The organism is Burkholderia cepacia ATCC 25416 (assembly GCF_001411495.1).
Taxonomy (GTDB): Bacteria; Pseudomonadota; Gammaproteobacteria; order Burkholderiales; family Burkholderiaceae; genus Burkholderia; species Burkholderia cepacia.
In genome coordinates this window covers 182369-200596 of sequence record NZ_CP012982.1, presented here as the reverse complement: position 1 = coordinate 200596, position 18228 = coordinate 182369, and the positions used below count along the sequence as shown (strand labels likewise).

Sequence of the window (18228 nt, the reverse complement as noted above, 5' to 3'; positions counted from 1 at the left end):
ATCGCAACATCGCAACATCGCGGCCCGGTTGACACCGGGCCGCGTCATTCATTCCGCCGTCACTTTCTCCCATCCGCCGACCTGCGGCGCGGCACAGGCGCGCAGGCACTCGATCGTCGCGGCCACCGCCGCGCGATTCGCACTGTCGGGGTGCCAGTACATCGACACCGCGCCCTGGCCTTCGAGCTGCATCGGCAGGATCCGGATCGCGTTCAATTGCTCGAAGCGCTGCGCGGCACGATACGACGCGACACCCAGCAGGTCGGTGTTGTTCAGCAGCGTGAGGTTGAGGATCGACGAATTCGATTCGACGCAGTGGGGCGGCCGAACGCGGCCGGCGGCCGTCAGCGCGGTCTCGAGCGCGTTGTGCACGGGCGTGCCCGACGGCCACACGATCCACGAACAGGCGAGCACGTCGTCCCAGCCGACCGACGCCGCACCGGCGAGCGCGTGGCCGGGCCGCGCGACGAACACGACCGGATCGACATACAGCGCTTCGGCATGCAGCAGCGGATCGACGGATGTCGACCCCGAGCGGCCCACGACGATGTCCAGTTCGCTGCGCGCGAGCTGCGGCATCAGCTGGTTCATCGTGCTTTCGGTGAGCCGCACCTGCGCGCGCGGCATCCGTTTGAGCAGTTGCGACACCGCGAGCGGCACCGTGTCGGCCGCCGCGACGCCCGACGTGCCGATCGTCACGAGGCCGCTGCCGCCTTCCCGCAGCGCGGCCATGTCGTCGCGCGCGACGTCGAGCTGCGCTTCGACGCGGCGCGCATGCTCGATCAGCGCTTCGCCGTAGGCGGTCGGCCGCAGCCCGCGCGCATGCCGTTCGAACAGCGGCAGCCCGACGTCCTCTTCCAGTTCCTTCAGCCATTTCGACAGCGCGGGCTGCGTGGTCGCGAGCGCCACCGCCGACTGGCTCAGGTTGCCGGTGCCGGCAAGGCTCAACAGTACCTGCAGATGCCGCAGTCGCAGCCGGTGGGTCCAGTCCATCGCATGCCTCGTCGCGAGAAGGTATATCCAGAATGATATGGATTAGATGATTTGACCATTTTACCGGGTATGTCTGGGTCGAATATAAATCTGCTGACGGACTGCAGCACGGTCCCCGACCCGACATAGCGCCGACGCCGATCGGCCGACTCCCAGGAGACATCATGACGACCCATCCGGACGCGTCGCGCGCCGCCTACTACGCACGGATCGCCGAGCAACGCCTGGCGCCGCTGTGGGAATCGCTGCACAACCTCGTGCCGAAATCCCCGCAGCCGGCCGCGCAGGCCGCGATCTGGAAGTACGCGCAGGTGCGCGATCTCGTGATGCAGGCCGGCAGCGTGATCAGCGCGGAAGAAGCCGTGCGCCGCGTGCTGGTGCTGGAGAACCCCGGGCTGCCCGGCAAGTCGAGCATGACGCCGAGCCTGTACGCGGGGTTGCAGCTGATCCTGCCCGGCGAGATCACGCCGAGCCACCGGCATACGCAGTCGGCGCTGCGCTTCATCGTCGAAGGCCGCGGCGCGTGGACGGCCGTGAACGGCGAGCGCACGACGATGCATCCGGGCGACTTCATCATCACGCCGTCGTGGGCATGGCACGACCACGGCAACCCGTCGGAGGAAGCGGGCGGCGAGCCGGTCGTGTGGCTCGACGGGCTCGACATTCCGCTCGTCGCGCACCTCGACGCGGGCTTCGCGGAGAACTACCCGGAAGCCGTGCAGCCCGTGAATCGCCCGGAAGGCGACAGCCTCGCCCGCTTCGGTCACAACATGGTGCCGGTGCGGCATCGCGCGAGCGATCCGACGTCGCCGGTGTTCAGCTATCCGTACGCACGCACCCGCGAGGCGCTCGACGTGCTGTACCGGAACGGCGAGCTCGATGCGTGGGACGGCGTGAAGCTGCGCTACGTGAACCCCGCGACGGGCGGCTGGCCGATGCCGACGATCGCCACGTTCATGCAGTTCCTGCCCGCCGGTTTCGACGGCCGCACGTACCGCAGCACCGACGCGACGATCTACTGCGTCGTCGAGGGCAGCGGCACCGCGTTCATCGGCGGCAACGCATTCGGATTCGAGCCGCACGACGTCTTCGTCGTGCCGTCGTGGGCGCCGGTGCGGCTGTCGGCGTCGTCCGACAGCGTGCTGTTCAGCTATTCCGACCGGCCCGTGCTGTCCGCGCTGAACCTGCTGCGCGAAGCGCGCGACTGACGCCGGCAGCGTTCAAGGATTCCGTTTTCCGCGCGCCGCCGCCGCGGCGCGACCCCTTCATTCACGTTCTGGCTGGAGCCATTGATGACTTTCGTTTTTCCGCCCGAAGCGCCCGTGGCGCTCCCCGTCGTCGGCAGCGATGCCCGGTTCGCGGTACGCCGCGTCTATTGCGTCGGCCGCAACTACGCGGCCCACGCGCGTGAAATGGGCTTCGATCCCGATCGCGAGCCGCCGTTCTTCTTCTGCAAGCCGGCCGATTCGGTCGTGCCGGTCGGGTACGGCGAAACGCTCGATCTCGCGTATCCGTCGCAGACGCAGAACTATCACTACGAAGCCGAACTCGTCGCGGTGATCGGCAAGGGCGGGGCGGACATTCCGCTCGAACGCGCGCTCGAACACGTGTGGGGCTATGCGGTCGGCCTCGACATGACGCGCCGCGACCTGCAGATGAAGATGCGCGAAATGGGCCGGCCGTGGGAGATCGGCAAGGCGTTCGACCGCTCGGCGCCGATCGGCCCCGTGCATCCGGCGAGCGACGTCGGTCATTTCGAACAGGGCGGCCTGTGGCTGACCGTCAACGGCACGACGAAGCAGAAGAGCGACGTGTCGCACCTGATCTGGTCGGTCGCGGAAACGGTGGCCGACCTGTCGAGGTTCTTCCGCCTCGAACCGGGCGACGTGATCTTCACGGGCACGCCGGAAGGTGTCGGCGCGGTGGTGGCGGGCGACGTGATGAAGGTCGGCGTCGAGCGGCTCGGCGAACTGGCCGTGCGCGTGGTCTGACGCATCTTCCCCGAAAGGCGACATCGTGCAACTGCATAGCTTCTTCAACAGCTCGACCTCCTACCGGGTGCGCATCGCGCTCGCGCTGAAAGGGCTGCCGTACGACACGCTGCCGGTGAACATCCGCACCGGCGAGCATCGCGACGCGGCCTACGTCGCGAACGTGAACCCGTCCGCAGCGGTGCCGGCGCTGGTCGACGGCGATTTCGGTCTCGGCCAGTCGCTCGCGATCCTCGATTACCTCGACCAGATCCAGCCGACGCCGCGACTGATTCCGCTCGAACTGCGGCATCGTGCGCGCGTGCTGGAACTCGCGGCGCTGATCGCCTGCGACATCCATCCGGTCAACAACCTGCGCGTGCTGCGCTATCTCGACAGCGAGCTGAAGGTCACGGCCCAGCAGAAGACCGCGTGGTACCGGCACTGGGTCGCGGAAGGAATGGCCGGCGTCGAGCGGCTGCTCGCGCGCGCGGACGAGGGCCCGTGGTGCTTCGGCGACGCGCCGACGCTGGCCGACGTGTGCCTCGTGCCGCAGGTCGCGAACGCGCTGCGGATGGATTGCGACCTGAGCGCGTATCCCCGCAGCCTCGCGGTGTACGAATACGCACGGCACGAGCCGGCGTTCGACGCGGCGCAGCCGCAGCGGCAACCGGATTACGTCGCGTAACACGAAGCAGGAGACAAGAATGGGCGAGACACAAGACAACGGCCGGCGCGTGCTGGTGATCGGCGGCGGCATCGGCGGGCTCGCGGCAGCGCTCGCGCTCGCGCGCCAGGGCATCCGCGTGAAGCTGCTCGAACAGGCGGAGCAGATCGGCGAGATCGGCGCGGGGATTCAGCTCGCGGCGAACGCGTTCAACGCGCTCGATGCGCTGGGTGTCGGCGAGGCCGCGCGCAGCCGGGCCGTGTTCACCGACTGGCTGCAACTGATGGATGCGGTCGATGCGCGCGAGGTTGCGCGCATCGATACGGGCGCCGCGTACCGCGAGCGCTTCGGCAATCCGTATGCGGTGATTCATCGAGCGGACATTCACCTGTCGATCTACGAGGCGGTCAAGGACCATCCGCTGATCGAGTTCCGGACGAGCACGCAGGTGTGCGGGTTCGAGCAGGACGGCAACGGCGTGACCGTGACCGACCAGCACGGCGAACGTTATCGCGCCGATGCGGTGATCGGCTGCGACGGCGTGAAATCCGCGATCCGCCAGGCGCTGATCGGCGATGCGCATCGCGTGACGGGCCACGTCGTGTATCGCGCGGTGGTCGACGTCGACAACATGCCGAAGGATCTGCAGATCAATGCGCCGGTCGTGTGGGCCGGCCCGCATTGCCATCTCGTCCACTATCCGCTGCGCGGCGGGCGGCAGTACAACCTCGTCGTCACGTTCCACAGCCGCGAGCAGGAAACCTGGGGCGTGCGCGAGGGCAGCAAGGAAGAAGTGCTGTCGTACTTCGACGGCATTCATCCGCTGCCGAAGCAGATGCTCGACCGGCCGACGTCGTGGAAGCGCTGGGCGACCGCGGACCGCGATCCGGTCGAGCGCTGGAGCGAGGGCCGCGCGACGGTGCTCGGCGACGCCGCGCATCCGATGACGCAATACATTGCGCAAGGCGCGTGCCAGGCGCTCGAGGACGCGGTGACGCTCGGCGCGGCCGTCGCGCGGGCCGACGGCGATTTCGAGGCCGCGTTCGCGCTGTACGAACGCGTGCGGATTCCGCGCACCGCGCGCGTGCTGTATTCGGCGCGCGAGATGGGGCGGATCTATCACGCGAAGGGCGTCGAGCGGCTGGTGCGCAACGGGCTCTGGGTCGGCCGAACGCAGGCGCAGTTCTACGACGCGCTCGACTGGCTGCACGGCTGGCGCGCGGAAGACTGCCTGACGCCGGCTGCGTGACGCAGCTCGGCGAGCCCGATTCCGGCGGCGCGCAATTCAACGACACGACGCGCGACCGCCTTCCTGGAGGAGACATCACCATGACCGATACGCTGTCCATCGACGTCAGCGAATGGATCGACCGGCATCGCGTTGCGCCGTTTCAGGCCGCGATCGTCGTCTTGTGCTTCCTGATCGTCGCGATCGACGGTTTCGATACCGCTTCGATCGGTTTCATCGCCCCCGTCATTCGCGCGGAATGGGGCCTGTCGCCCGCGCAGCTCGCCCCGGTGTTCGGCGCGGGGCTCGCGGGGCTGATGGCCGGCGCGCTCGTGTTCGGGCCGTTCGGCGACCGGTTCGGCCGCAAGCGCCTGCTGCTCGCATGCGTCGCGTGCTTCGGCATCGCGAGTGCCGCGTCGGCGAGCGCGGGCGGCCTGACCGAGCTGATCGCGTGGCGTTTCGTGACCGGGCTCGGGCTCGGCGGCGCGATGCCCAATGCGATCACGCTGACGTCCGAGTACTGCCCGGCCCGGCGCCGTTCGCTGCTGGTGACGACGATGTTCTGCGGCTTTACGATCGGCTCCGCGCTCGGCGGGCTCGCGGCCGCCGCGCTGATCGAGCACCACGGCTGGCGCGCGGTGCTCGTCGTCGGCGGCGCGGCGCCGCTGCTGCTCCTGCCGGTGCTCGCGTGGCGGCTGCCGGAATCGGTGCGCTATCTCGTCAATCGGCACGCACCTTCCGCGCGGATCGCGGCGATGCTGGGCCGCATCGCGCCGGATCCCCGGCTTTCGAACGCGTCGTTCACCGCGCCCGCCGGCAAGCCGGCCGGATCGCCGCTTGGCCGCCTGTTCGGCCCCGACCTGTTGCGCGGCACGCTGCTGCTGTGGCTCACGTTCTTCATGAGCCTGCTCGTCATCTACCTGCTGTCCAGCTGGCTGCCGACGCTGCTGCGCACGACCGGCGCGACGCTGCGGACGGCCGCGCACGTGACCGCGATGTTCCAGGTCGGCGGCACGCTCGGCGCGATCGTCCTCGGCTGGCTGATGGACCGTTTCGACCCGCATCGCGTCCTGGCCTGCAGCTACGCGGCGGCCGGCGTGTTCGTCGCCGCGATCGGCGTGGTTGCCGCGTCGCCGTGGGGCGCCGCGCTCGCCGTGTTCGCGGCCGGTTTCTGCGTGTCGGGTTCACAGGTCGGCGCCAATGCGCTGTCGGCCGCGTTCTATCCGACCGAGTGCCGCACCACCGGTGTGAGCTGGGCGAACGGGATCGGCCGTGGCGGCTCGATCGTCGGATCGATGGCGGGCGGTGCGATGCTGGCGATCGGCGTGCCGTTGTCGACCGCGTTTGCGGTCGTCGCGGCACCGTGCGTGATCGCCGCGATCGCGGTGCTCGCGCTCGGCGCGGTTCGTGCCGGTGCGGCGCGCGTGCCCGCCGCGAAGACGATGGCGGGCGAGCGGGCCTGAGCGAAGGAGAGCGCCAGCCCGTCCGTCGGCAGACGGGGAGACGCAACATTATATAAATCAATATAATATTGATTTTTTAATTGTCTCCCAGTGCCGATGAACGACGATCTTTCCGCCGGGTTTCCGGAACCCGACCAGATGCGCGCGGCCGCCGAATCGGCCTGCGCGCTGCTCAAGGTGCTGTCGAATCCCGACCGGTTGATGCTGCTCTGCGAGCTGTCCCAGGGTGAGCGCTGCGTGAGCGATCTCGAGGCAGCGCTGGACATCCGTCAGCCGACGCTGTCCCAGCAGCTCGGCGTGTTGCGCGACAACGCGCTGGTCCGCACGCGCCGCGACGGCAAGAACATCCACTACTCGCTCGACAGCCCCGCCGCGATCGCGGTGATGGGCGTGCTGTATGAACAGTTCTGCGGCCCGGCCGCGAAGGGGCGGCGCGATGCAGCTTGATGCGCTTCATTTCACGCCGTGGCTGTCGCTGGCCGGCGGCGTGCTGATCGGGCTCGCCGCCGCGTGGCTCGTCGCGTTCAACGGCCGGATCGCGGGCATCAGCGGCATCGTCGGCGGCTTGCTCACGGCACGCGCCGGCGAGCGCGGTTGGCGCGCCGCGTTCGTCGCCGGGCTGGTCGCGGCACCGCTTGCGATGCGCGTCGCAGGGAACAGCCTGACGCCGCAGGTCGATGCGGGCTGGTTCGAACTGGTGACGGCCGGGCTGCTGGTCGGAATCGGCACGCGGTACGCGGGAGGCTGCACGAGCGGCCACGGCGTGTGCGGGATGTCGCGCGGTGCGCTGCGTTCGGTGGTCGCGACGGCGGTCTTCATGGTCGCGGGCTTCGCGACCGTATTCGTGCGACGGCACGTGCTGGGAGGCTGACATGCAGGCAGGATTCGCGTTTCTGGCGGGGCTGCTGTTCGGCGTCGGCCTCATCGTGTCGGGCATGGCCAATCCGCAGAAGGTGCTCGGTTTTCTCGACCTGGCGGGCCGCTGGGATCCATCGCTCGCGTTCGTGATGGCCGGCGCGACCGGGGTGGCCGTGTTCGCGTTCGCATGGGCGAAGCGCCGGGCGCGGTCATGGCTCGGCCTGCCGATGCAGTTGCCGGCCCTGCGGGCGATCACCGTGCGCCTGGTTGCCGGAAGTGCCGTGTTCGGCATCGGCTGGGGGATCGCCGGGTTCTGCCCGGGGCCCGCGATCGTGTCGATCGGCTTCGGGTCGGCGAAGGGGATCGGGTTCGTCGTCGCGATGCTGGCCGGGATGGCGGTATTCGAGTGGTTCGAACGGCGCAGAAGCGTGCGGTGATGCCGTGACCGCCGCATGCCGGAGGCGCACTGCGGCGGTTGCGCCGGTGGTCAAGGTCGGTCGATCCGCATGAGCACGGCCCTACCGGGTCGCGCCGGATCTCCATCGGCTGATGCGGCGCGGCGGGACGCTCCTCCATGACACCACGGCAAGTTTCCATGTCACGAATGCTCGTGTACACGACGGCCGCCGCGCATCCTCCCGGACAGCCGGCGCAGGATCGCGCGCCATGCCACGAGCCAGCCGCTCCGGCTTGCCGGTTCCACGACGGCCGTGCTGACCGCGCCCGCGCCACCGGCCGACAGCGCCACGTGGCCGGCCGTCTCGAGCGTCAGGCATTCCCCTTCGTCGAGCAAGCGGCGGATGTGCCGCGGCGCGTCGGGCAGCCAGTCGAGCCCGCCGTGGCGCAGCGTGACCGCAAGCGCGCCGTCCAGCACGATCAACTGGCTGCCCTTGTCGAACCACGCAAAGTGGCTTTGCCCGGCGTCGAGCCGGATGTGATGCGTTCGCATGGCGATTCCCTTTGCGGTTGCGCGGCCTCGCGACGGCGAGGCGACAGCGTGCAGTCAGGTTAGGGAAACGGGCACCGGCACGACAGATTCAGGGGACGGGAATCTGTTGCGGTGCAGACGACGATTTTGCGCCGCTGTATCGGTGGGTTTCCCCGGAATCTGTATCTGGCGTGCCATCGGCCGCGCGGGCACGATCGCCTGCATGACGCCTTTCACCGATTCATCCCGCCCACCGTTGCCGATGGACGGCGAGCCGCTTTACGAGCGGCTCGCCGAGCATTACCGCCGCATCATCGCGGCCGGCACGCTGTCGCCCGGCGACCGGATGCCGTCGGTGCGGGCGTTCATGGCACAGCACGGCGTGAGTCTGTCGACCGCGATTCAGGCGTTCCGGCGGCTCGAGGATGCGGGCTGGTGCGAGGCGAAGCCGCGCTCCGGCTACTTCGTGCGGCGCCGCGCGGCTGTCGCGCTCGAAACGCTGCCGGAAAGCGACGGGCCGCCGCTGAGCGTCGAGCCGCCGTTCGCGGGCCTGCACGAGCGCGTGTCGCGTGTGATCGACCGCGCCAACGCGACGCCCGATGCGCTGAATCTCGGCGGCGCGTCCGCGCTGGCCACGCTGTATCCGGCCGAGCCCCTGCAGGCGCTCGCGATCCGGTTGTTGCGGCGCAAGCCTACCTTGCTGACCGATGCGGGGCCCGTCGGCGGCTCGCCCGAGTTCCGGCAGACGATGGCCAAGCGCGCGCTGTCGTATGGCGTGACGGTGACGCCGGACGACGTGATGTCGACGAGCGGCGGCGTCGATGCCGTGAATCTCGCGTTGCGTGCGGTCGCGCGCCCCGGCGACACGATCGCGATCGAATCGCCCGCGTTCTTCGGCCTGATCCAGTTGCTCGAAAGCCTCGGCTTGCGCGCCCTCGAAATTCCGGCCAGCCCGACGACCGGCCTGTCGATCGAGGCGCTCGAAGTGGCGCTGACCGCGTATCCGGACATTCGTGCCGTGGTGGTCGTGCCGAACCTGCAGAACCCGCTCGGCTGCGTGATGCCCGACGGGCGCAAGGCCGCGCTCGTCTCGCTCTGTTCGCGCCACGGCGTGGCCGTGATCGAGGACGAGCCCTATCGCGAACTCGTCGAAGCGCCGCAGACGGTCAAGCCGGTCAAGGCATGGGACCGCGACGGCACGGTGATCTACTGCCCATCGTTCAACAAGGTGCTGGCCCCCGGGATGCGGCTCGGCTGGATAAGCGCGGGGCGCTGGCACGCGCGCGTGAAGATGCTGAAATTCGCGCACAGCCGGCACAATGCCGCGTTACTGCAGGCCGTTGCGGCCGAATTCGTCGGTTCGGGCGCGTTCGATCGCCATCTGCGCCGGTTCCGCGAACAGCTGCGCGTGCAGCGCGACGTGACGATCGACGCGATTGCACGGCATTTCCCGGCCGGAACCCGGATGAACCAGCCGCCGGGCGGGATGCTGCTGTGGATCGCGTTGCCGGACGGCGTGCGCTCCGAGGCGCTGTTCGATGCCGCGCTGGCGCACGGGGTCAGGATCGCGCCCGGGGCGATCTTCTCGAATTCCGACCGCTTCGACGGCTATATCCGGCTCGCTTGCACGCGCGTGTTCGATGCGGCGCACGAAGCGGCGTTCGAAACGCTCGGCCGCCTCGTGCGGGAAGCCATGGCGCCCAGGTAGGCGCGGTGGCCGCCGGCCGGGCTTGCGAAACCGCAAGCGCACTGGCCTTCCGGGCCATTGACGCGGCCAGCCGCCGCCATTTCATCGGCTGGCCGAGTGTGTGGCGAGGTGCTGGCGGATCAGCGACAGGTAACGATCGCCGACCGAGAAATCGCGCGCGGCGCGCGGCCGTTCGGCCTGGCGCAGCGTGGCCGGTGCGCTCATGCCCAGATAACGGCAAACGGCGGACGGGAAGGGCTTGCGTGTATGCCCGAGCTGGCGAGCCGCGCGCTCGACGCGGGCGTCGCCGACCTGGGCGCGGAGCCATGCCAGCACCTGGCGATCGGCGTCGTTGACGATACGAACGAGTTGTTCCATCACGCACCTCACTGTTCATAAATACAGTGCTGTAAATATAACCAGTGTTTTGGGCGACCGCAAGCGGGTGCACGCGCGGCTGGCCGTTCGGCCAGGATCAGCGAGCCGGCGCGGCGGTGCGCGTGACCCGGGCAACAGCGGCCGCAGGGGCGACCGGGGCAGCGGGCGCCGCGGAGGCGGTGCTCCCCGTATAGCGCGCGTCGGTCAGCGTGCCGAGGAACGCGACGATGTCGTCGATCTCCGCGTCGGTCAGCGCGGGCGGCGTGCCGGGCCGGCGGTTCATCGGCGTCGAGTTGACGTTGATGTTGCCGCGATAGGCGGCCGGCACATCGTCGAACGTTCCGGCCCCGTGATACCAGAAGCCCGGGTCGGTCGAGCGCGTGTTGTAGAACGCGACCGCGTCGCGCAGCGTCGTGAACACGCCGTTGTGCATGAACGTCTGCTTGAGCGCGACGTTGCGCAGCCCCGGTGTGCGCAGGTAGCCGCACCATTGCGTCGGCTCGGGCCAGCGCAGCCGCCGGGCGGTGTCGCACAGCCCGTTGTCGAAATGACGCGGATCGCGGTTCGCCGGCAGCGCGCGGTTGCGCGGCACCGCGATCGCGTCGTAGCCGAAATCGGTGAAGAGCGAACGCTCCGGTCGGCTCGACGTCTCCGACAGCGTGTGGCAGCTCGTGCAGTTGCCCTTGTCCGGATTCCGGAACAGCGCGAGGCCGCGCATCTCGGCCGGCGCGAGCGGCTTGCGCGTGCGCAGGAACGCGTCGAAACGCGACGTGAACGGCGCCATCTCGTCGCTCTGCAGATAGGCCTCGACGGCCAGGCCCAGCGCCCGCACCAGTTGCCCGGGATCGCGCCGCACCGACGCGCCGAAGCGCGCGGCGAGATCGGGCGCGAGTTCGGTTGCGTCCACCTTGCGCAGCAGCGCGGCCGGCGACCCGTTGTTCATCTCGTTCGGATCGAACAGCGGCCCGCGGATCTGCTCGGCGAGCGTATCCGCGCGGCCGTCGCTGAACAGGCCGCCAAACGGCGACGGTGCGGGCGCGTCGTCGTCCTGGTAGAAGTGGCGGCGCGGCACGTAGCGCACATAGAGCAGCGACGGCGCGTTGCGCTGGCTGAAACGCCCGGGACGGCTGCCTTCCGGCACGCCGGGCCCCGCGAGCGAGGCGGCCGACAGCGTCGGCGCGAACGCGCGGCCCGGGTCGTGGCAGCCCGCGCACGACATGCCGCGCGGCTCGGACAGCCGTGAATCGAAGAAGATCCGGCGGCCGAGCGCGACGAGCGTCGGGTCGGGCGCGAAGCGCGCGGTCGCCGCATCGATCTTGCCCGTCACCTGCGGCGTGCCGTTGCCGACCGTGTCGACGACTCGCGACGGCGGCGCACCGGGAAGCAGGACGGTTTCGGCCGGCGCGGCGTGCGCCGCGAGCGTCAGGCCCGCGAGCACGGCAGCGGCCAGCGTGCGCAGCGTTTGCCGGCCGCGCGCATGGCGGCCGTCACATCGAACTCCTTCACTCACGGCGCGATGAACCCCGTCTTGTCGCAGGCGAGCGTCCTGCCCGACTGGTTGCACGACGCGAGCAGCTTGCCGGCCGCCGAATACGCGTGGAAGACCCAGCCCGTCGCCGGGGCGGCCCGGCGTTCCATCATCAGGAAGCCGAAGCTGTTGTTGTGCGATAGCCGCTCGATCACGGCGCCCGGTGCCGGTGTCAGGCCGGCCGGGAACGGGTCGGGCAGCGCGACGTCGAGATTGTCGCCGCCGTTGCCGGACACGATCGTCGCCGGGTGCCCGGACGAGAAGTTGATCGCCTGGAAATCGTGCACGTGCCCGTGCAGCGCCACGTGCACGCCGGGCGGGTAGTACGCCTGGGCGTTGAGGCTCGACATCACCGACTGCAGCGCGAGGTTGCCGGGCGCGGGCGTGCTGCCGGCGATCGGCGCGAACGCGAGGATCGGATGGTGGTTCGTGAAGATCGTCGTCGTCATGCCGGCCTTCGACGCGAGCGCGGCGACCGTCTGGAACTGCTTCTGGTAGATGCCGAACTGCGCGTCGGTCGTCTTGAGCGGCGTGCGGCCGACCTTCGCGGTGTCGAACACGATCACCTGCGAGCCGCCGCCGAGCGATACCGCATAGGGTTCCGAATAGTTCGCGTTGCTGTCGTTGGCCGGATCGTCGCACGAGCGCGCGGCCGAATACGGGCGCGGATCGAGGAAGCGGAACCAGCCCTGGCCCGCGCGTGCGCATTCCTCGTGGTTGCCGCGCACGACGACCCACGGGGCCTTCGCGAGCAACGGCGCAGCCGGGCGGAACAGGTCGGCCTGCCACGTGTCCCAGCCGTAGCCCCACGGGCTGTCCTTGCAGCCGGCGATGTCCGGCGGGCATGCGTTTTCGCGGTAGTGGTAGTCGCCGATGTGCATCACCAGGTCGGGCAACAGCTTCGCGACGCTGGCCGCAATCGTGTCGAGCGGCCAGACCGTCGCGTCGTTGCACGCCTGCCATGCGTTGTCGGCCTTCTTCATGCGGCAGCCGGTGTCGGCGATGATCGCGATGCGTTGCGGCTGCACCTTCGGCAGCGGCAGCGTGCGGCCCGCGACGCTCGCCGCCAGCGCGCCGGCCGGCAGCGTCGCCTCGCAGACGGACACCGGGAAGCTCGACGGCTTCGAATCGGACGGATCGCTGGCGGTCGGCCGCTGGGCGATGGTCGCGGCGCCCGCGCGCAGGGACATGCGCGACAGCTTGCCGTCGACGCTCAGTTGCGGGCACAACGGATCGCTGGCCGACGCGGGGGTGTAGTTCGTGATGACGCGCGCGATCGCCTGGTTCGTATCGCCGATCTCGACCCATGCGGCCTGGACGTTGACCGACGCACTCGTCGGATCGTCCGGCGAATCGATGTGGTTCGAGCACGCGGACAGCGCGGCGAAAGCAACAAGGGGAGCGCAGCGGACGAGCAGGGCGCGCGGGAGGAGTCGTCGCATGGGAGGCACCGTGGGAAAGTCGTCGACGATACGCAACATGAATGTAAGAAATATGAAAAAACGGGGCGCGACGGAGGGTTCGCACGCGGGCCGGGCGTCGACGTTGCGGCGGCGGGTCGCGGCCACGGGGGGCTTGACTTCAAGCCGGCTTGAAGCAGCAAAGTGCGAGGCACGATCAATGAACCGGAAAGGGAATCGACGATGGAAACCAGACGGCCCAATGACCAACAATCCGCGCTTTGGAACGGCCCGTCGGGGCGCGCCTGGGTCGAGACGCAGGCGCTGATCGACCGGATGTTCGAGCCGTTGGAGCGGTTGCTCGTGGAGGAGATTGCCGCGTCGTCCGCGCGCAGCGTGCTCGACGTCGGCTGCGGCACGGGCGCGGTCACGGTTGCGATCGCGCGGCGGCTCGGCGCGCATGCGCAATGCACGGGTATCGATATCTCGGCCCGGATGATCGACGCCGCGCAGGCGCGAGCCGAACGCAGCGGCGTCCCTGCCCGCTTCGTGCGTGCCGATGTGCAGACGCACGCGTTCGAGCCCGCGAGCGTCGACCTGATCGTGTCGCGCCTCGGCGTGATGTTCTTCGACGATCCGGTTCGCGCGTTCGCGAATCTGCGGCAGGCGGCGCGGCCGGATGCGCGGATGCGGTTCGTCGCATGGCGCAGCGCGGCAGACAATCCGTTCATGACGATCGCCGAGCGGGCCGCGGCGCCGTTGCTGCCGAACCTGCCCGCACGGCGGCCCGGCGCGCCGGGGCAGTTCGGCTTCGGCGACCGGCAGCGGATCGCGTCGGTGCTGGCGGACAGCGGCTGGGCGGACGTGGCGATCGAGCCGGTCGAACTGGCATGCGCGCTGCCCGCGTCCGCGCTGGACGACTACATCACCCGGCTAGGCCCGGTCGGGCTGGCGTTGCTGGAAGTGGACGACGCAACGCAGCGGCGCGTGGTCGACACGATGCGTGCCGCATTCGAGCCTTACGTCGACGGCGCGGATGTGCGCTTCGACGCGGCTTGCTGGCTCGTGACGGCGCGTGCACCGTCCGTGTGACACGTTGCGGCGAGGAAGCGGATCGGGGAAGGGGCGGCCGCTTCGCCCCGCGCGACGTCGTTCGCGCGGGACGTGGCCGGGCCGCATGACATACGCGCGTCAGCGTCGCCGCGCGCGCAGCATCAGCCACGCGCAACCGCCGGCGACCAATGCGAGACCGAGCAGGACGGCCTCGACGCCGAGCGCGAACCCGGGCGGCATGTCTCCGGTGTTCGGCATCGGCGACAGGTTGATGCCCATCGCGACGGCGCCGCCGGCGAGCAGCGCCGCGCAGACGATCCAGTAGACCTTGCCGCGCGGCGCCGCGGCGCGGATCCGCCACAGCGCGATGCCGGCTCCGCCGAGATAGAGCACGGCGAGCGTGCCGAGCGCGATGACGTCGGAGGCGCGGCTTTGCAGGAGCCCGGTCATCGTGCGGCTCCGTCGGCCGTGGCAGGCCGCCGCGGCGCGGCAAAGACGGCGGGCAGGTTCATTCGGCCTCCGTCGCATGCCCCGGCGCGCGGCTCAGCAGATGCGTGCGCTTGTCGGCCGCGAGCGACACGTAGCGTTCGTACTGGCGCAACACGTCGGCGATCACTTCGTCGCCGCGCAGGTATTCGACGTCGTAGCCGAGCCGCCCGTCCTCGAAGAACGTGACGATCCCGTACACGTGGGCCCGTGCCGCTTCCGGCCCGGCCGTCTCGCGCACGAGGAACGCGGCCGCCGATTTCACCGTCACGCGCACGCCGTACACGAAATCGCGGTGGTCGGCGGTCGGCACGGTGAGGCGCACGGCGTCGTCGCTGTCGCGCTGCACGTGCGCATCGACGCCGCCCGCGCGCAACTCGTCGGCGACTTTGCGCAGCGCCGGCTCGACCGTTTCGGCGACGAACTGGCGTGCTTCGGCTTCGGTCGTCTGCCGCAGGATGTGCGTCAGGCGGTGGCGCCAGTGCTGGCCGGTCCAGAAGCTCGTCGCGGGCGCGACGTCCTGCGAATAGTGCACGCGGTCGGCCGCGAGCCCGCGCCACAGCCCGTAGCAGAGCGCGATCATGATGATCGCGACCGGCAGCGCGGCGATCAGCGTCATCGCCTGCAATGCGCCGAGCCCGCCTGCGACGAGCAGCACCGCGGCCGTCACGCCGAGCAGCGCGGCCCAGAACAGCCGTTGCCAGACGGGCGAGTGCGCGTGGCCGCGCGTCGCGATCTGGTCGATCACGAACGCGCCCGAATCGGCGGACGTGACGAAGAACACCGCGATCAGCACGATCGCGGCGATCGACAGCCCTTGCGACAGCGGCAGGAAATCGAAGAAGCGGAACAGCAGCGCGTCGACATTGGTGGCCGTCTGCGCGAGCGCGCCGGCCGCGCCGTGCGTATCGAGCCAGATCGCGCTGTTGCCGAACACGGTCATCCACACGAGGTTGAACGCGGTCGGCACGAGCAGCACGCCGATCACGAACTGGCGGATCGTGCGGCCGCGCGAGATGCGTGCGATGAACATGCCGACGAACGGCGACCACGACACCCACCATGCCCAGTAGAGGATCGTCCAGCCGCCGAACCAGCCTTCCTCGCGCGGCGACGCATACGCGTACGTGCGGAACGACAGGTCGACGAGGCTCGACAGGTACTGGCCGATGTTGTCGCCGAGCGCGCGCAACAGGAACGCCGTCGGGCCCGTGACGGCGACGAACGCGAGCAGCAGGAACGCGAGCAGCAGGTTCAGTTCGGACAGCCGCCGCACACCCTTGTCGAGGCCGCTCGCGGCCGACAGCCCTGCGAGGATCACGACGAGCGCGACGAGCCCGATGCGAAATGCATTGCTGCCCGTATCCCAGCCGGCGACCGTATGCAGGCCCGCGCTGATCTGCATCACCCCGTAGCCGAGCGTCGTCGCGATGCCGGCGACCGTGCCGACCAGCGCGAACGCGTCGACCGTGTGGCCGATCCAGCCGTTGATGCGCTCGCGCAGCACCGGATACAGCCCCGAGCGGAGCGTCAGCGGCAGGTTGTAGCGGAAGCCGAAGTACGCGAGCACGAGCCCCATCAGCCCGTAGATTGCCCACGCGTGGAAGCCCCAGTGGAAGAAGGTCATCAGCATCGCCTCGCGGGCAGCGGCGGGCGTGCCGGGGTCGACGGTCGGCGGCTTCAGGAAGTGCTGCATCGGCTCGCCGACGCCGAAGTACATGAGGCCGATGCCCATGCCGGCCGCGAACAGCATCGCTGTCCACGACACGAAGCTGAATTCGGGTTCGGCATCGTCGGGGCCGAGCCGGATGTTGCCGAAGTCGCTCGCGGCGATCAGCACGAGAAACACGAGGAAGCCGGTGACGGCGAGCACGTAGAACCAGTCGAAGCGGGCGACGACCCATTGCTGGCCGGCGGAGAACAGCGCGCCGGCTTCGCTTGGGAGCAGCGCACACACGACGAGCAGTGCGCCGATGACCGCGAGCGCGGGCAGGACGACCTGCGGCTTGAATGTCGTGCGGGGCGAGGGGCGGGAATCTGGCATGGCTGGCATCCAGTTGTGGGCGCAACGAGGCGCGACGCCGCCCGGCGCGCGTGTCGCGCGTCGGACCCTGATACGGCGTGCGTCGAGTGTACCGCGGTGTCAGGACTGCAAGAAGGGGTATGCAGGAGGGTTGAACCTGACGAATTGTAAGGTATCGGGGGGATCGAGAAAACCCGTGCAGTTTGTGCGGCGTGCGGACGGGGCGCTGAAAACGCCCCGCGGCGGCCGCGTATCGGGCGCCCGGACAGCACGCGAGGCATCCGCGAAATACGTGTCGCCCCGGGGCAGGGGCAGTGCGCCGAAGGCGCTGCCGCGATGGCTCAGAACGTGACGGCGATGCCGGCCATGCCGACGAACTGGCCGTGCGTCGTCGAAGGCGTGAGCTGCTGCGAATCGCCGACGATCGGCGCCGCGTCGATCACGTGGCCGGCACCTTGCGCACCGAGCGTCCGGCCGCTCGAATGCGTGTACGCCTGCAGCGCATAGAGCGTCGTGCGCTTCGACAGGCTGTACGACTCCTTCAGCGAATACTGCTGGTAGCGGGCCGCGCTGTCGATGCCGTTCGCCTTCGACGCGAGCGTGTACGCGAACGCGCCGGCCACCGAGAATGCAGGCGTGAAGCGGTACGCGGCGAGCGCGCCGTAGGTGTTGAACACGGCCGTGTCCGTGAACGCGGAGCCGTTGCCGGGCAGATACTTCACGTTCGAATAGTTGACGCCCATCGTCAGGTTGCCGAGCGTGTAGTTGCCGGCCGCCGCGACCTGCTCGACGGCCTTCGCGGTCAGGTAGCCCTGGTTCAGCACGGACACCGCGAAGCTGCCCGACGCGGCGGTCGCCGGATTCAGGAAGCCTGCCGACGAGCCCGAGCTGTTGATGCGCAGGTAGCCGGCCGCGACGCCGATCGGCCCGTTCGCATAACGCAGTGCGGCGCTGAACGTGTTGCCCTTGCCGGTCGCGCCGGCAATGCCGCCGAATGCGTACATCGCGCTCGCGGTCAGTCCGGCGAAGGTCGGCGACGTATAGGTTACCGAATTGTTCACGCGGATCGTCGTGTCGAGGCCGTCGATGTCGCCCGGGTGCGCGCCCGTCGCACCGGTCAGCCAGCTGCTCGACGCGTACGGGCCGACGAACAGGAAGTAGGGCGTGTACTGGCGGCCGGCCGTCATCGTGCCGTAGCGATCGTTGCGCAGGCCGACGAAGGCCTGGCGATTGAATATCAGGCCGGCGGCGGATTGCGCGCCGTTGTTCAGGTTGAAGCCGGACTGCAGGTCGAAGATCGCATGCGTGCCGCCGCCCAGATCCTCGTCGCCGCGCAGCCCGAACTTCGACGCATACAGGTTGCCGTCGCGCATGTAGAGGTTCGAATGGCCCTGCTGGTTGTTCACGTACGCGAGCGAATCGTCGACGACGCCGTACAGCGTCACGCTGCTCTGCGCATGGGCAGCGGTCGCGCCGAGCGATGCGGTCGACAAAATCAGGATTGCATAGCGGTTGACGGGTGCTTTCATTGTCGATCTCCGGATCTCTTCATCTTTTCAAGGTGGA

At 69.3% G+C, this 18228-nt stretch carries 18 protein-coding genes; 10 read left to right on the top strand and 8 right to left on the bottom strand.

What is annotated here, in order from left to right; genetic code table 11:
* Positions 1-48: 48 nt before the first annotated feature.
* Positions 49-993 carry a LysR family transcriptional regulator gene (locus APZ15_RS18330; RefSeq protein ID WP_027791341.1) on the bottom strand — a complete coding sequence of 315 codons (945 nt, stop codon included), beginning with the start codon at positions 991-993 and terminating at the stop codon, positions 49-51.
* 164 nt (positions 994-1157) lie between these two features.
* On the opposite strand from APZ15_RS18330, the gene gtdA reads away from it, so the two are divergent.
* The 8 genes from gtdA (at position 1158) to APZ15_RS18290 (ending at position 7616) form a co-directional block, all read left to right on the top strand.
* Positions 1158-2201, top strand: coding sequence for a gentisate 1,2-dioxygenase (gtdA, locus tag APZ15_RS18325; protein ID WP_027791342.1), 1044 nt, complete (start codon positions 1158-1160; stop codon positions 2199-2201).
* An 84-nt stretch (positions 2202-2285) separates the two neighbouring features.
* A complete protein-coding gene (locus APZ15_RS18320) occupies positions 2286-2984 on the top strand; it encodes a fumarylacetoacetate hydrolase family protein (protein ID WP_027791343.1) in 699 nt (232 codons plus the stop codon).
* Between the two features lie 25 nt (positions 2985-3009).
* Positions 3010-3651 carry a maleylacetoacetate isomerase gene (gene maiA / locus APZ15_RS18315; protein ID WP_027791344.1) on the top strand — a complete coding sequence of 214 codons (642 nt, stop codon included), beginning with the start codon at positions 3010-3012 and terminating at the stop codon, positions 3649-3651.
* Positions 3652-3670: 19 nt separating this feature from the next.
* Positions 3671-4879 (top strand): 3-hydroxybenzoate 6-monooxygenase, encoded by a 1209-nt coding sequence (locus APZ15_RS18310; RefSeq protein ID WP_027791345.1) that lies wholly within the window; start codon positions 3671-3673, stop codon positions 4877-4879.
* 80 nt (positions 4880-4959) lie between these two features.
* On the top strand, positions 4960-6321 hold the full coding sequence (locus APZ15_RS18305) for an MFS transporter (RefSeq protein ID WP_027791346.1): 1362 nt from the start codon (positions 4960-4962) through the stop codon (positions 6319-6321).
* Positions 6322-6417: 96 nt separating this feature from the next.
* Entirely contained in the window at positions 6418-6768 is a 351-nt protein-coding gene (locus tag APZ15_RS18300; protein ID WP_027791347.1) for an ArsR/SmtB family transcription factor, read from the top strand.
* Positions 6758-7192, top strand: coding sequence for a YeeE/YedE family protein (locus tag APZ15_RS18295; RefSeq protein WP_027791348.1), 435 nt, complete (start codon positions 6758-6760; stop codon positions 7190-7192). The genes APZ15_RS18300 and APZ15_RS18295 overlap by 11 nt, the downstream gene beginning before the upstream one ends.
* Before the next feature lies 1 nt (position 7193).
* Entirely contained in the window at positions 7194-7616 is a 423-nt protein-coding gene (locus APZ15_RS18290) for a DUF6691 family protein (protein ID WP_027791349.1), read from the top strand.
* A gap of 161 nt (positions 7617-7777) precedes the next feature.
* On the opposite strand, the gene APZ15_RS18285 is transcribed toward APZ15_RS18290, so the two are convergent.
* Positions 7778-8128, bottom strand: coding sequence for a hypothetical protein (locus tag APZ15_RS18285; RefSeq protein WP_027791350.1), 351 nt, complete (start codon positions 8126-8128; stop codon positions 7778-7780).
* A 202-nt stretch (positions 8129-8330) separates the two neighbouring features.
* On the opposite strand from APZ15_RS18285, the gene APZ15_RS18280 reads away from it, so the two are divergent.
* On the top strand, positions 8331-9815 hold the full coding sequence (locus APZ15_RS18280) for an aminotransferase-like domain-containing protein (protein ID WP_027791351.1): 1485 nt from the start codon (positions 8331-8333) through the stop codon (positions 9813-9815).
* An 81-nt stretch (positions 9816-9896) separates the two neighbouring features.
* On the opposite strand, the gene APZ15_RS18275 is transcribed toward APZ15_RS18280, so the two are convergent.
* The 3 genes from APZ15_RS18275 to APZ15_RS18265 form a co-directional block, all read right to left on the bottom strand.
* Positions 9897-10172 (bottom strand): CppA family protein, encoded by a 276-nt coding sequence (locus tag APZ15_RS18275; protein ID WP_027791352.1) that lies wholly within the window; start codon positions 10170-10172, stop codon positions 9897-9899.
* A 97-nt stretch (positions 10173-10269) separates the two neighbouring features.
* Positions 10270-11682 (bottom strand): cytochrome-c peroxidase, encoded by a 1413-nt coding sequence (locus tag APZ15_RS18270; protein WP_034196041.1) that lies wholly within the window; start codon positions 11680-11682, stop codon positions 10270-10272.
* Positions 11679-13142 carry a metallophosphoesterase family protein gene (locus APZ15_RS18265; protein ID WP_027791354.1) on the bottom strand — a complete coding sequence of 488 codons (1464 nt, stop codon included), beginning with the start codon at positions 13140-13142 and terminating at the stop codon, positions 11679-11681. The genes APZ15_RS18270 and APZ15_RS18265 overlap by 4 nt, the downstream gene beginning before the upstream one ends.
* A gap of 201 nt (positions 13143-13343) precedes the next feature.
* Between APZ15_RS18265 and APZ15_RS18260 the strand changes: the two genes are divergently transcribed.
* The gene (locus APZ15_RS18260; RefSeq protein WP_027791355.1) at positions 13344-14192 is read left to right on the top strand and encodes a class I SAM-dependent methyltransferase; all 849 of its coding nucleotides are present in this window, start codon (positions 13344-13346) and stop codon (positions 14190-14192) included.
* 99 nt (positions 14193-14291) lie between these two features.
* On the opposite strand, the gene APZ15_RS18255 is transcribed toward APZ15_RS18260, so the two are convergent.
* From APZ15_RS18255 to APZ15_RS18245, 3 genes are all read right to left on the bottom strand, one after another.
* Positions 14292-14603: a hypothetical protein gene (locus APZ15_RS18255; protein ID WP_027791356.1), complete on the bottom strand. Its 312-nt coding sequence runs from the start codon at positions 14601-14603 to the stop codon at positions 14292-14294.
* 58 nt (positions 14604-14661) lie between these two features.
* Positions 14662-16683 carry a BCCT family transporter gene (locus APZ15_RS18250; RefSeq protein ID WP_027791357.1) on the bottom strand — a complete coding sequence of 674 codons (2022 nt, stop codon included), beginning with the start codon at positions 16681-16683 and terminating at the stop codon, positions 14662-14664.
* Positions 16684-17003: 320 nt separating this feature from the next.
* Positions 17004-18191 (bottom strand): porin, encoded by a 1188-nt coding sequence (locus APZ15_RS18245; protein ID WP_027791358.1) that lies wholly within the window; start codon positions 18189-18191, stop codon positions 17004-17006.
* Between the last annotated feature and the right edge of the window lie 37 nt (positions 18192-18228).